We start from the raw sequence: 12,691 nt of genomic DNA on the forward strand, positions 1-12,691 counted from the left end.
CATGTATGCCTTATTGCAAGTACCCGTTCACCGCTTCACTGCCTGGCTGTTTGCCAACCCCAGGTTACTGCTATGGCTGGGCCTGCTCAGTACCTTATTGATGTCGGCAGAGGCCGCGCCACTGTTGTTTGACATCGAGGCGTTCGCCAGCGGCCTGTCCTCTTCGGCTGATATCTCACGCTTCAATACCAGCAACGTGTTGGCGCCAAGTGTCTACCGCGTGGATGTGATGCTCAACGGGCAATCGATGGGACGCCGCGAGATCACCTTCGCCCCCCTTGCCGGGCAGGACGACGCCCAGCCTTGCCTGAACGCTGCCGAGCTTGGCCAACTGGGGGTTTCTGTGCAGGCGCTGGCGGATAACACCGAGCATGCCTGCCGGGATTTTGCCGAGTGGATACCCATGGCCAGCAGCCGCGTCGATATCGAGACCCTGACCCTGGATGTCAGCATCCCCCAGATCTATATCAACCGTTCCGCGCGCGGCTACATTGACCCGTCTGAGTGGGACAATGGCATTGACGCCGCGCTGCTCAACTACAACTTCAGTGCTGCGACGGTGACAGCGGGCGCTGGTGAGGATCGTGGCTACCTGGGTCTCAACGGCGGTCTCAACCTGGGCGACTGGCGGCTACGCCATCAGGGTGGGCAGGCATGGGCATCCGGTGGCGGCCTGGCGCCTTATCAACACACCGCCACCTACCTGCAACGGTCCCTTGCCGCCTGGCGTTCACAACTGACCGTCGGTGACAGCTTCAGCAGTGGCCAGATCCTCGACGGTGTGCGTGTACGCGGCATCACCCTGGCCACCGATGACCGCATGCTTGCCCAGTCGCAACAAGGCTATGCGCCTCAGGTGCGGGGCATTGCCGACAGCAATGCAACGGTGACAGTGCGCCAGAACGGCTACACCCTTTACGAAACCACAGTGGCCCCGGGGCCGTTTGTCATCGATGACCTGTACCCCACCGGGTACGGTGGCGACCTGCATGTCAGTGTCACCGAGGTCGACGGCCGGCGCAGCAGCTTCGTGGTGCCTTACTCCGTGGCGCCTTACCTGCTGCGTGACGGTGCCAGCCACTACAGCATGACCTTGGGGCAGTTGCAGCAATACGGCGTCAGCGACGCCAGCCCGCTGATCTTGCAGGGTACGCTGCAGCATGGCCTGGGCGATCGTCTGAGCGCCTATGGTGGCAGTACGCTTTCCCAAGGCTACGGCCAGGCCAAGGCCGGCCTGGCGATGAGTACTCCGATTGGCGCGTTCTCCCTCGACAGCACCCACTCGCGCACCCAGGTTCAGGGGCTGGGGGTAGTCGGTGGGCAAAGCTGGGGCCTGGCCTATAACAAGAACCTGCCGTTCTCGGGGACGCACTTTGCGCTGGGCGCCTATCGTTTCTCCACGGCCGGGTACCTGAACCTGCCTGATGCGCTCAATGTGCGGGAACTGGCCCGCCAAGGCGGGAGTATCAACAGTTACGCCAGGCAGAAAAGCCGCCTCGACCTGACAATCAGCCAGCAGTTGGGCGCAGGCTCGCTGAGCCTGTATGGCAGCTCCATCGACTACTGGGCGGGCCGCCAAGGGCGCCAGACATCCTTCACCCTCAGTTATGCGGCTAATTGGAAGTCACTTAACTGGAACCTCTCGGCGCAGCGCTCACGTGTCAGTGAAACCCATCAATTGAACGATCACGAGCGCAGCGACGAAATCTTTTTTGGCCGGTCGGCGCAGGCCGGGCGCGTGGATAATCACCTGGTGCTGACACTGTCCATGCCATTGGGCGCAGGAACGCATGCGCCGACCCTGAGCAGCAGCCTGTCGCACGATGCTGGCGATTCACGCGGCAGCCAGCATCAGGCGGGGGTCAATGGTTTGCTGGGTGACGCCGGTGAAGCCAGCTACGGGCTGACCGGCAGCCGTGGCACGGGCCACCAGCAAGGCTCCAGCTTCAATGCCTACGCCGGCTATCGCAGCCGCGCCGCGAGCCTGCGGGCCGGCTATGCCCAGGCCCGCGACAGTTCACAACTATCCATGAGTGCCGATGGCGGGCTGATAGCCCACAAGGGGGGCGTGACCTTGGCGCAAAACCTCGGTGAAGCCTCGGCACTGGTGTATGCGCCGGATGCACAAGGTGCCCGGCTCGGCAGCAGCGGGGCGCGTATCGATAAGCAGGGTTATGCGGTGCTGCCAGCCCTCAGGGCTTTTCAGCGCAATGAAGTAGATATCGATCCCGAGGGCATGCCCATGGATGTGGAACTTAAGGAATCGAGTCACGCCGTGGTGCCGACGCTGGGGGCCGTCTCACTGGTCAGGTTCGAGACCGTCAGTGGCCGTGCCGTGGTGATCAAGGCCACCCATATGGATGGCAAGCCGTTGCCATTTGCCGCCCAGGTGTTTGACGAGCGCGGCGTCGAAATCGGCGTGATCGGCCAGGCTGGCAAGGCTTTTGTGCGCGGGGTTGCCGACCAGGGACGGTTGACGGTGCGCTGGAATGCAGGGGCGGGTGACCAGTGCTTTATCCATTACCGTTTGCCGCCGCGCAGGCCCGAGCAACGCCAGGAAAACGCGGACCAGTTGGTCAGTCAATGTGCCGAGCATGGTGATGCGGACGAGGAGCGCAGCTGATGACTCATCGATTGTTCAACGCGATGCTTGGCCTGGCCCTGGCGGTGCAGGCGGTGTTGGCCCATGGGGAAATCGTCATTGACCGCACGCGCATCATTTACACGGCCAGCGCCCCAGGGGTAACGGTCAACCTGCACAATGAGGCCGACGGCCCGCGATTGGTCCAGGTGTGGATCGATGCGGGCGACCCGCAGGTCGCGCCTGAGTCGAGTGACGTGCCCTTTACGGTGACCCCGCCGATCCTGCGCCTGGATGCCGGCAAGCACCGCGCATTGCGGGTGATGTATCACGCGCCCCAAGACAAGGCCATGGCCGCACCCCAGGAGTCGGTGTACTGGCTGAATGTGCTGGGGATCCGGCCGACCGTCGACACCGGCAACCAGCTGCAATTTGCCTTTCGCACACGGATCAAACTGTTCCTGCGCCCCGATGCGTTGCCAGGCCAAGCGCAGCAGGCGGTGGATACGTTGCAGTGGCGCCTGGCGGGCGACGGCCCGGCCCTGCAGGTGCGCAATCCCAGTGCCTTTCATGTGACGCTTTCCAGCGTGTTGCTGACCGTGGATGGCGTCGAGTACCCCAGTGAGGCCCCGCCGATGCTGTTGCCGCATTCGGTTGCCCGCATCGTGCTGAAGGGCCGGGCGCCGCGGGGGCAGGGTACGGCCGCGCTGCGATTTACCACCCTGGATGACCATGGCATGACGCGTACGCACGCAGTGTCTTTGGGTCGCACTAAGGATTTGGCGCTATGAACGGTATCCGGCAATTTATGTTCAGGCTTATACAGATTGGCGTGTGCTTGAGTATTGGCGCATTCGCGATGGACGCACAGGCGCATTTCAATGCAGGCGTCTGTACCCCCCAAGCCCCGGTGACGCTATCCTTCCCGCCCATCACCCTGCCTAACAACCTGCAGGTGGGCGAGGCGATTGGCTACCCAAGCGGCTATGACTTCGCCAGCAATGGCTTTGTCATGCAGTGCCGCTACACTGACTGGCCATTGTCGCATCCGGTGTCGGCCAACCTCAGCGTGGTCAATTCGCCGGCAACCGGCATGACGTTCAACGCCAATGGTCTGACGTTGCCCGTCTATGCGACCAGCTACCCTGGCGTCGGGTTCGTCATGATGGCCGGGGATCCGTCCCAGTATTTGAAGGTCATCACCCACACCGGCGTCACGCTGTTGGACATCAAGCACAACAAACCCAATGGCTGGGGCCTGCAAGGGCGTGTGTACCTGGTGGCAACGGGCCCGATCACGTCGGGCACCATTCCTGGGAACACAGTCGCCAGGTATGTGCTGACCAATGTCAATATCGAAAGCCCCGGTGCAGCCTCGGTCAACTTTGCCGATACCGTGATATTGCCGCCGCAAAAGCCGACTTGTCGGGTGAGCACGCCGTCGCTTGCCATGCCGCTGGGGCAGGTGCCCAGCCGCGATTTCAAGGGAGTCGGCAGCAGCGCCGGCAGCGTCAGTCGCAGCATCACCCTGGACTGTGCCGGCGGCACCGGCGGCATCCTGGATGTATGGATCACCGTGACTGACCAGACGGAACCCGGCAACCGCAGTAACCAGTTGTCCTTGACCCGCAACTCGGACGCCCGTGGCGTCGCCCTGCAATTGCTCAGTGGCGACCGGTTGGTAAGCTATGGGCCCGATTCCTCCGGCGTGGGCAACCCCAACCAATGGCAGGTCGCAAGCACGGGCAACGGCACCCTGACGATTCCCTTGACCGCCCGCTACGTTCAAACCGCATCGACCATCAAGCCTGGGAGCGCCAACGGCCTGGCCTCGTTCACCCTGAGCTACCGCTGAGCCCGGGGATCGGGGTACAGCGTTTGTGCCAGTGCGATAAACGCCAGGGTTGCGGGAGAGGCCTGGCGGCGATCCAGCACCGCCAGGCCTATGCGGCGCGGTACGCCCGGCGACAAGGGGCGGGCAACGTAGCGCTGGTCGGCATCGGTCGGCAGTGAGCCCTGGGCCACGATACTCAGACCGTCGCCACGGCTGACCGCCTCCAGGGTAGTGAGTAGCTGGGTGCAGCGATAACGCACTTTAGGTTGCAACTGCGCTTCACCAAACAAACGCGTGACCAGCTCTGCGGAGCCTGCCTCGGTTAGGATGAACGGGTCATCGCACAACGCGTGCAGGGGTACCGCCATGCTTGCCGCCAAGGGATGGCCGACCGGTATCAGCGCCACCAGTTGGTCTTCGAGCAGGGCCACGGTGTCGAAGCGTTCCTGCTCCAGTACCACGAAACCCACATCCACCCGGCGCTGATCCAGCCATTGGATGACCTGCCGATCCGGCCCTTCGTCTACATGCACTTCGATACCCGGATAGTCTCGGCGAAAGTGGCTGAGAATGGTCGGTAGCAAACGGTTCGAAGCAGTGGGGCCGAATGAGCCGATGCGCAGCGTGCCGCGCTTCATCCCGCGGGCATCGGCGGCTTCCTGCTGCAAAGTGTTGGCCAGGCCCAGCATGCCCCGTGCGCGCCCGAGTAACTGCTCGCCGATATCGCTCAGTTCCACCAGGGTCTGGTGCCGGCGAAACAACTCCACCCCCAGTTCCTGCTCCAGGGCCTTGATTGCATGGGACACCGCCGATTGGCTGATGCCCAGGCGATGCGCCGCACTGGTGAAACCTCGGAGTTCGGCGACCAGGGAGAAGATTTCCAACTGGGTCAGGGTCATGAGTAAAGCCTTATTTTACGATGACTGATCATTAGTAAAAGAATAATCCCATCCTTTCTCACGTTGAGCACTTTCTTATGCATGCCCGCGAAGGCCTTACTTACCTGAAGCTGGCCGCTGTCACCATGATCTGGGGCGGGACCTTCGTCGCCGGGCGCTTTCTGGCCGATCAAGTGGACCCGCTGTTCGCGGCCAGCCTGCGGTTTATCCTGGCCAGCCTGGCGCTGCTGCTGTTCCTGGCCTGTGCGCGGACCCCACTGGCGCGCCCAACTACGGGGCAAATGGCGCGGCTGGTACTGCTGGGCCTATGCGGCATCTTTTTCTACAACCTGTGTTTTTTCTATGGCCTGCACTACATCAATGCGTCGCGGGCGTCCTTGATCGTGGCATTGAACCCGGCAGTGATTGGCTTGGCGTCCTGGTTGTTGTTCAAGGAGCGCCTGGGCCGGGTCAAGTGGCTGGGTATCGGGCTGTGCCTGCTGGGGGCGGCAGTGGTGATCGTGAGCCGCAATCCCAACCTCATGCAGGGGGCGCGCAACGCCTGGATCGGTGACCTGTTGATCCTGGGCTGCGTAATGGCCTGGGGCGCCTATTCGCTGCTGTCCCGGGAACTCAACCAGACATTGGGACCGGTGCAAACCGTCACTTGGTCGGTGCTCTGGGGTACGCTGATGTTGACCCTTGCTACCCTCGCCACCGGTCGGCTGACGCTGCAAGGTTTCAGTGCGCTGCAGCTGGCGCAGTGGTACAGCCTGCTGTACCTGGGTGTGCTGGGTTCGGCCCTGGCCTATATTGGTTATTACGACGGCATCCGGCGAATCGGCGCGACCCGCTCCGGTGTGTTCATCGCCCTCAACCCGCTGACGGCGGTGATATGTGGCGGATTGCTGCTGGACGAAGCCTTGACGGCGCCGATGCTGGCGGGTGGCGCGGTCATCCTGTTGGGCATCTACTTGTGCAATAAACCTCTTGCACGGGGCAGGGCAACAGGGATTTGATAAGAGTACGGACAAACTGGTTTACGCTGTGTAGAATCGATTTACGCATACAAGAATATGGACTTGCGCTCACGCAAGCCTCGGCCGTCAGAGACTGATGACACCATGAAGCTACTTGGCTCTCCCCTCATCTTTGGTGACTTCCTCGCCCGCAGCGTGCGAGGCCTTTCCTGCGCGCCACCCTCGGACCTCATCCTTGCTTGCAAATAGACAATTGCTACCCACAAGAATGATGAGGCACGAACATGACCGACCAATACGAAAACCCAATGGGCCTGATGGGCTTTGAATTTATCGAATTCGCCTCGCCCACCCCGGGTACCCTGGAGCCGATCTTCGAGATCATGGGCTTCACCAAGGTGGCGACTCACCGCTCCAAGGACGTGCACCTGTATCGCCAGGGCGAGATCAACCTGATTCTCAACAACGAACCGGGCAGCCTGGCGGCGTATTTTGCGGCCGAACACGGCCCGTCGGTGTGCGGCATGGCGTTTCGCGTCAAGGATTCGCAACAGGCCTACAACCGTGCCCTGGAACTGGGTGCCCAGCCGATTCACATCGAAACCGGCCCGATGGAGCTGAACCTGCCGGCGATCAAGGGTATCGGCGGTTCGCCGTTGTACCTGATCGACCGTTTTGGCGAGGGCAACTCGATCTACGATATCGACTTCGTCTACCTCGAAGGTGTTGACCGCAACCCGGTCGGTGCCGGTCTCAAGGTTATCGACCACCTGACCCACAACGTCTACCGCGGACGCATGATCTACTGGGCCAATTTCTACGAGAAGCTGTTCAACTTCCGTGAAGCGCGTTATTTCGACATCAAGGGCGAATACACCGGCCTGACTTCCAAGGCCATGAGCGCGCCGGACGGCAAGATCCGCATCCCGTTGAACGAAGAATCGTCCAAGGGTGCCGGGCAGATCGAAGAGTTCCTGATGCAGTTCAACGGCGAGGGCATCCAGCACGTAGCATTCCTCACCGACGATCTGGTCAAGACCTGGGACGCGCTGAAGAAGATCGGTATGCGCTTCATGACCGCGCCGCCGGATACTTACTACGAAATGCTGGAAGGCCGCCTGCCCAACCACGGTGAACCGGTCGACCAACTGCAATCGCGTGGCATCTTGCTGGATGGTTCGTCGGTCGCCGGTGACAAGCGCCTGCTGCTGCAGATTTTCTCGGAAACCCTGATGGGGCCGGTGTTCTTTGAATTCATCCAGCGCAAAGGCGACGATGGGTTCGGCGAGGGCAACTTCAAGGCGCTTTTCGAGTCGATTGAGCGTGACCAAGTACGTCGTGGTGTATTGACCGCCGACTGACCCACTGGATAAGCAAAAAGCCCGGGTTTATACCGTAATGCTGTTCACTTAAGCATTTGAGCTCACGCTGGGCTTCCTAGAAAATCCGATGCCAGACTCCTGGCATCGGATTTTTTATGTCTGTTCAACAAGAACTGCTCGACCTTGGCGATCTTTTTAACTTCTCAGACCTGAGCACCTTCACCCAGAACATCCCCGTCGAGTGGGTCGCATCGGCACTCGGGCTCTCCTCCCAAGCCACCATCCGTAGGCGCCGCTTGCCAGCCGATCAGGTGCTTTGGCTCGTTCTGGGCATGGCGTTGTTTCGTGACGAACCCGTTCATGAAGTGGCTAGACGTTTGAATATTTGTGCTCAGGGGCTTGCTAGCGATCATTTGCTGGCCAGAAGCGGCGTGACTGAAGCTCGCAAACGATTAGGCTCTGATCCAGTCGAATGGCTGTTCCGCAAGACCGGTAGTCAATGGGGCGGCGAGCGTTACAACGGAGATACCTGGCAGGATTTACAAGTGTTTGCAGTAGACGGAGCGCTTCTGCGAACTCCCGATAATCAGGAGCTACGAGATCATTTTGGCTCAGGAAACACCGGCACTGATCGTCAGACACCGTTTCCAATGCTGCGTCTTGTCGCCTTGATGAATGTGCGTTCGCACCTGCTTCTGGATGCTCAGCTGAGTCCCTATCGGCGCAGTGAAATGCGCTTGGCTGACGAGTTTCTTCAACAAATCCCTGACCACTCAGTGACGCTGTTCGACAAGGGTTTCTGGAGCGCGAATTTGTTACTGAGCTTGAGCGGTGCCGGCATCAATCGCCACTGGCTGATCCCGGAGCGCAAAGGGGTGGTAAGCGAAGAGGTTGCTCGTTACGGCAAGCACGACCGATTGTTACGCATGAAAGTGTCCCAACAAGCTAGAAAGCAAAACCCCAATTTACCCCGTCACTGGGAGGTGCGCGCGGTCAGCTATGAAGTCCAAGGGAAGCTCAAAACGGTGATGACTTCACTGCCCGTCGAAACTTATAGCGCCAAGATGATTGCCAAGTTGTATCAGGAGCGATGGGAGATAGAGCTGGGCTTCAGAGACATCAAAAGCTCAATGCAGCAGAACGCAGTGACTCTGCGTAGCAAGAAGATCGACCTGATATACCAAGAAGTATGGGGGCTTTTACTGGCTTACAACGTGATCCGGCGGGAGGCCAGTCTAGCTGCCGTAGCGTTCGGTCGCACACCATCAGATATTCGTTTCAAGCCGGCGTGCCAATACATTGCGGTGCAATTGATTGTGATGGCTGCGGCTAATCCTATTTCGGCGACAGGAAGGCGCTTGTCAGAACTGAGGGCGGGAGTCGGAGGGCTGTTTTTGGATCACCGCCCAAGGCCATCAAGACCAAGGACGGTGAAGATCTCAAAAACCAGGTTTCCAGTAAACCGTAAGGCTGCTCCGCTTAAGTGAACAGCATTACGGGTTTATACCGGGCTTTTTTGTGTGTGTTGCATCGAGTTGCAATTTAGCGACGGCCAAACGGGAACAGATGTTTCACCAAGTATCACATAAGGGCCGGGCGTAGGAAAAAACCTGCACCCTAATTTAGACGAGGCCCTCATATGACGACTGTGCATACTCCTTCTCTTCGGCCAAGGTTAGGTGATCCCATCCCGCCGCAACAGGCTGGCCCCATTCGCAATGTCCGCTCGACCGATGATGGGGACCCGATCGAGGTGGCGCGAAAGCGTTTCCTCGACGAAGGTGAATTACAGCACCTCAATGGCGGTTTAACTGCCGACGAGCATCAGTTGATAAAGGCGGTGGTGAATCCAGACAAGCCGGGGGCACCTTTCGTGAGTGTCTCGACTTTTGCCGTCGATGGCGCTCAATCCCGAGACATGATGGTGATCAAGCGCGTGCCTGTAACGGAGGGGATGACTAATTTCATCGTGTATATGCCGGAGGATGAAGTCATGTCGTTCTACAAGTTCGAAACCGCTGAACAGATGACTGAATGGGTTAGGAATATGGCCCAAGACCCTGCCGAACTAGACCGATTAGCCGGACACTTCTCTCACCCTGAAGCTCTCGGGCAGGAGGAGCGGGTCAGGGAGCAACTAAAGGAGTTTGGCAAGGATGAACAATCCAGCGTTGCAGTGGGAAGTTTTGGTCGAGAGCGCGATGATATTTTCGCGCGCTTGAACAGGGATGTAACGGTTCCGCCAGTGGAGGTCAACGGGCTAGTCAACACCAGGCTTTACAACCTCGCTTCCGATGGCAAAGCGACCTATGTCGGTACACGGGAGGATGGAAAACATGTCGTATATGATTACGATGCTTATGGTAACTTTCGGGGTGGCAGTGAGGGCGGTTATTACTTTGTGAAAGACGGGCTGAACAATAAAGAACCGCTCGGCGAACCAAGTTCAGAGTCACCCGACAAGTTCGCCAAAAAGCACGTCGCGCGCCAGGCTATGGAAAAAGCAGGACCTAATGATCTGAGTGACTTCTGGGCCTACCTCGGCAAGCAGCTCAGAAACCCGGGGCACGGTCTAGGGACTGCATTGAAACAGTTTGGTGTTCCTGACGACATAGCCGAATCCATCGAAGAAATCGTGAAAAACCCCGTCACAGGAACGCTGCTTGAGCTGAACCACGACAATCGGCTCGGCAATGTGTTTGGTGTTGAGAAGGAGATTATGGATCAACAGTTGGAAAAATTCGGTAATGAGGTCCAGAGCAATATTCCCCGCTACGGCACAGCGAGGGAAAACCTGAATACCGCAGCCGATTTCATCGAGAGCGTGGTCGGTACGCCCGAAGAAACCACGACTCAGGTAATGACCTGAGGCCATCCCCCTGCAGTACGGAAGGGGTACGGATACCCCCGCAACCGGCACCCATTCCCAGTCTTTTACTCAAACCCGACGTTGACGCACCAAATGCTTGAATCCTTCATATACCAGCACCATCACCGCCAGCCAGATGGGAATGTAAGTCAGCCATTGGCCACCCTTGATGCCTTCTCCCAGCAAGAGCGCCACCACCAGCAGTAACACCGGCTCCACGTAACTGAGCAGCCCGAACAAGCTGAATGCGAGCAAGCGACTGGCAATGATATAGCTCACCAGCGCCGAGGCACTGATCAAACCCAGCATCGGAATCAATGCATACAGCCTGGGGTGCACATCGAGCACGGCAAATCCCTGTTCGCCGCTCTGCACAAACCACCAAGCTACTGGCAGCATCAGCGCCATGTCCAGCCACAGGCCACCCAAGTGATCGGTAGTCAGGTACTTGCGCACCACGAAGTACACCGGGTAACCGATGATCACTACCAGGGTTGCCCAGGAAAAACCGCCGGCCTGATACAGCTCATTCAAAACGCCGAGCGCGGCAAACACCACCGCAATCTGCTGCAGCCGCGACAAGCGTTCGCCGTACACCAAGCGCCCTGTCAGCACCATGGTCAGCGGCAATAGGAAATACCCCACCGATACATCCAGGCTGCGTCCATTCAGCGGCGCCCACATGAACAGCCACAATTGCACGCCCAGCAAGGCCGAAGAGGCCAGCACACCGCCGACCAGACGTGGCTTGGTGGCAAGCATGCGCAGCAGTTCCAACACCCTTCGCCATTCACCGCTGACGATCATGAACACGGTCATGCATGGTACGGTCAGCAGCATGCGCCAGCCGAAAATCTCCAGGCCGCTCAAGGGCGTGAGCAGCGACGTGAAGTAATACATCACGGCAAACAACACCGAGGCCAATACCGATAACACTACACCTTTAGACACGCTGTCCTCGCGAAAGCCGATTCATATCCAGTTCCTGGGGCGGAGTATGGCGGTTTTTGCGAGAAATAAAATGTGGGAGGGGCGGGCGACGATTCGACTTGCTCCTAATAGGCAGTGTGGCAGCTACAGATGAACCGATTGCAGCACCGCTACCGGAGCAAGCCCCGCCGACATTTTAATCTCCATGCATCAGGTAGATTTCAGCCTGCTCGCCACGCTACACGGCCTGAGACGAAATGGCCGACATCGTTGAACCCCTGCGTGGATGAATGCCCGGGTGTGACCAAGGAATCAATAAATGCCTCGTCTTCAGCAGTGATCTTCACCGCCAGCGCCCCGGTGTACGCATCCCATTGCGCCTCGGTGCGCGGCCCGACAATCGCGGAACTCACTGAGGCATTGTTCAATACCCAGGCAATGGCAAACTCGACCATGCCCACGCCACGCCCTTGGGTGTATTGCTGGATCTGCTGGGCGATGCGCAACGACTCCATCCGCCATTCGGTTTCCAGGATGCGCTTGTCCTGCCGTGCGGCCCGGCTGCCAGGTTCGGGCGTGACGTCCGGCGCATATTTGCCGCTTAGCACCCCTCGGGCCAGCGGGCTATAAGGCACCACGCCCAACCCGTAGGCAGCCGCCGCGGTGATTTGCTCGACCTCGGCCTGGCGATTGACGATGTTGTACAGCGGCTGACTGATGACGGGTTTATCCACCCCCAGACGCTCGGCCACGCGAATCACCTCGGCGATACGCCAACCGCGATAGTTGGACAGGCCCCAATAGCGGATCTTGCCTTGGCGGATCAGGTCGCCGATGGCCGACACGGTCACTTCCAGCGGCGTGTCATGGTCTTCACGGTGCAGGTAGTAGATGTCCAGGTAATCGGTATCCAGGCGCCCAAGACTGGCTTCCACGGCGTTGAAAATACGCTTGCGGTTCAAACCACTGCGGTTGGGCAAGCCATCGGCGGGGCCGAAGCCGACCTTGCTGGCTACTATCCAGTCCTGGCGGTTACGCGCAATGGCTTCGCCGACGATCTCTTCGGAGCGCCCGCCAGTGTAGACGTCGGCGGTATCGATAAAGTTAATGCCTTGGCCCCAGGCCTTGTCGATGATGCGCAGCGAGTCTTCGGTACTGGTCTGTTCGCCAAACATCATGGTGCCGAGGGTCAATGCGCTGACCTTCAAGCCGGACTGGCCCAATGTGCGGTAAATCATGGAGAGCTCCTCATCGCAGGGAAACGTGAGTACTGCAATACCAGACCCGACGCCTCTGG

10 protein-coding genes are annotated in these 12,691 nt (G+C 59.2%); 7 read left to right on the forward strand and 3 right to left on the reverse strand.

The features are described from left to right. Window position 1 precedes the first annotated feature (1 nt). From BLU48_RS10240 to BLU48_RS31665, 3 genes are read left to right on the forward strand one after another with little or no spacing between them, the layout of a single operon-like run. On the forward strand, window positions 2–2,623 hold the full coding sequence (locus BLU48_RS10240; protein WP_057023918.1) for a fimbria/pilus outer membrane usher protein: 2,622 nt from the start codon (window positions 2–4) through the stop codon (window positions 2,621–2,623). Next, window positions 2,623–3,372, forward strand: a complete 750-nt coding sequence (locus tag BLU48_RS10245; protein WP_057023917.1) for a fimbrial biogenesis chaperone — start codon at window positions 2,623–2,625, stop codon at window positions 3,370–3,372. Before BLU48_RS10240 ends, BLU48_RS10245 begins: the two co-directional genes overlap by 1 nt. Then, window positions 3,369–4,436 carry a fimbrial protein gene (locus BLU48_RS31665; RefSeq protein ID WP_124356131.1) on the forward strand — a complete coding sequence of 356 codons (1,068 nt, stop codon included), beginning with the start codon at window positions 3,369–3,371 and terminating at the stop codon, window positions 4,434–4,436. The genes BLU48_RS10245 and BLU48_RS31665 overlap by 4 nt, the downstream gene beginning before the upstream one ends. Here BLU48_RS31665 and BLU48_RS10255 read toward each other — a convergent pair. Then, window positions 4,427–5,314 (reverse strand): LysR family transcriptional regulator, encoded by an 888-nt coding sequence (locus BLU48_RS10255; RefSeq protein WP_057023916.1) that lies wholly within the window; start codon window positions 5,312–5,314, stop codon window positions 4,427–4,429. The two genes, BLU48_RS31665 and BLU48_RS10255, sit on opposite strands and share 10 nt — an antisense overlap. A gap of 77 nt (window positions 5,315–5,391) precedes the next feature. Between BLU48_RS10255 and BLU48_RS10260 the strand changes: the two genes are divergently transcribed. From BLU48_RS10260 to BLU48_RS10275, 4 genes are all read left to right on the forward strand, one after another. Next, window positions 5,392–6,312: a DMT family transporter gene (locus tag BLU48_RS10260; RefSeq protein WP_057023915.1), complete on the forward strand. Its 921-nt coding sequence runs from the start codon at window positions 5,392–5,394 to the stop codon at window positions 6,310–6,312. Between the two features lie 245 nt (window positions 6,313–6,557). Then, window positions 6,558–7,634: a 4-hydroxyphenylpyruvate dioxygenase gene (hppD, locus tag BLU48_RS10265; RefSeq protein ID WP_057023914.1), complete on the forward strand. Its 1,077-nt coding sequence runs from the start codon at window positions 6,558–6,560 to the stop codon at window positions 7,632–7,634. A 116-nt stretch (window positions 7,635–7,750) separates the two neighbouring features. Then, window positions 7,751–9,082 (forward strand): IS4 family transposase, encoded by a 1,332-nt coding sequence (locus tag BLU48_RS10270; RefSeq protein WP_082636749.1) that lies wholly within the window; start codon window positions 7,751–7,753, stop codon window positions 9,080–9,082. A 152-nt stretch (window positions 9,083–9,234) separates the two neighbouring features. Beyond that, on the forward strand, window positions 9,235–10,464 hold the full coding sequence (locus BLU48_RS10275) for a dermonecrotic toxin domain-containing protein (RefSeq protein WP_082636626.1): 1,230 nt from the start codon (window positions 9,235–9,237) through the stop codon (window positions 10,462–10,464). 69 nt (window positions 10,465–10,533) lie between these two features. Here BLU48_RS10275 and rarD read toward each other — a convergent pair whose 3' ends face one another. Beyond that, window positions 10,534–11,415 carry an EamA family transporter RarD gene (gene rarD, locus BLU48_RS10280; protein WP_057022248.1) on the reverse strand — a complete coding sequence of 294 codons (882 nt, stop codon included), beginning with the start codon at window positions 11,413–11,415 and terminating at the stop codon, window positions 10,534–10,536. A 200-nt stretch (window positions 11,416–11,615) separates the two neighbouring features. Next, the gene (locus tag BLU48_RS10285; RefSeq protein WP_057022249.1) at window positions 11,616–12,632 is read right to left on the reverse strand and encodes an aldo/keto reductase; all 1,017 of its coding nucleotides are present in this window, start codon (window positions 12,630–12,632) and stop codon (window positions 11,616–11,618) included. Window positions 12,633–12,691: the final 59 nt, after the last annotated feature.

This window comes from Pseudomonas synxantha, from assembly GCF_900105675.1.
In the GTDB taxonomy this organism is placed as follows: Bacteria; Pseudomonadota; Gammaproteobacteria; order Pseudomonadales; family Pseudomonadaceae; genus Aquipseudomonas; species Aquipseudomonas synxantha.

Excerpts from the sequence above, each read along its gene's own strand:
- BLU48_RS10240 (WP_057023918.1), top strand. The coding sequence starts at position 2 with ATGTATGCCTTATTGCAAGTACCCGTTCACCGCTTCACTGCCTGGCTG.
- BLU48_RS10245 (WP_057023917.1), top strand. The coding sequence starts at position 2,623 with ATGACTCATCGATTGTTCAACGCGATGCTTGGCCTGGCCCTGGCGGTG.
- BLU48_RS31665 (WP_124356131.1), top strand. The coding sequence starts at position 3,369 with ATGAACGGTATCCGGCAATTTATGTTCAGGCTTATACAGATTGGCGTG.
- BLU48_RS10255 (WP_057023916.1), bottom strand. The coding sequence starts at position 5,314 with ATGACCCTGACCCAGTTGGAAATCTTCTCCCTGGTCGCCGAACTCCGA.
- BLU48_RS10260 (WP_057023915.1), top strand. The coding sequence starts at position 5,392 with ATGCATGCCCGCGAAGGCCTTACTTACCTGAAGCTGGCCGCTGTCACC.
- hppD (WP_057023914.1), top strand. The coding sequence starts at position 6,558 with ATGACCGACCAATACGAAAACCCAATGGGCCTGATGGGCTTTGAATTT.
- BLU48_RS10270 (WP_082636749.1), top strand. The coding sequence starts at position 7,751 with ATGTCTGTTCAACAAGAACTGCTCGACCTTGGCGATCTTTTTAACTTC.
- BLU48_RS10275 (WP_082636626.1), top strand. The coding sequence starts at position 9,235 with ATGACGACTGTGCATACTCCTTCTCTTCGGCCAAGGTTAGGTGATCCC.
- BLU48_RS10285 (WP_057022249.1), bottom strand. The coding sequence starts at position 12,632 with ATGATTTACCGCACATTGGGCCAGTCCGGCTTGAAGGTCAGCGCATTG.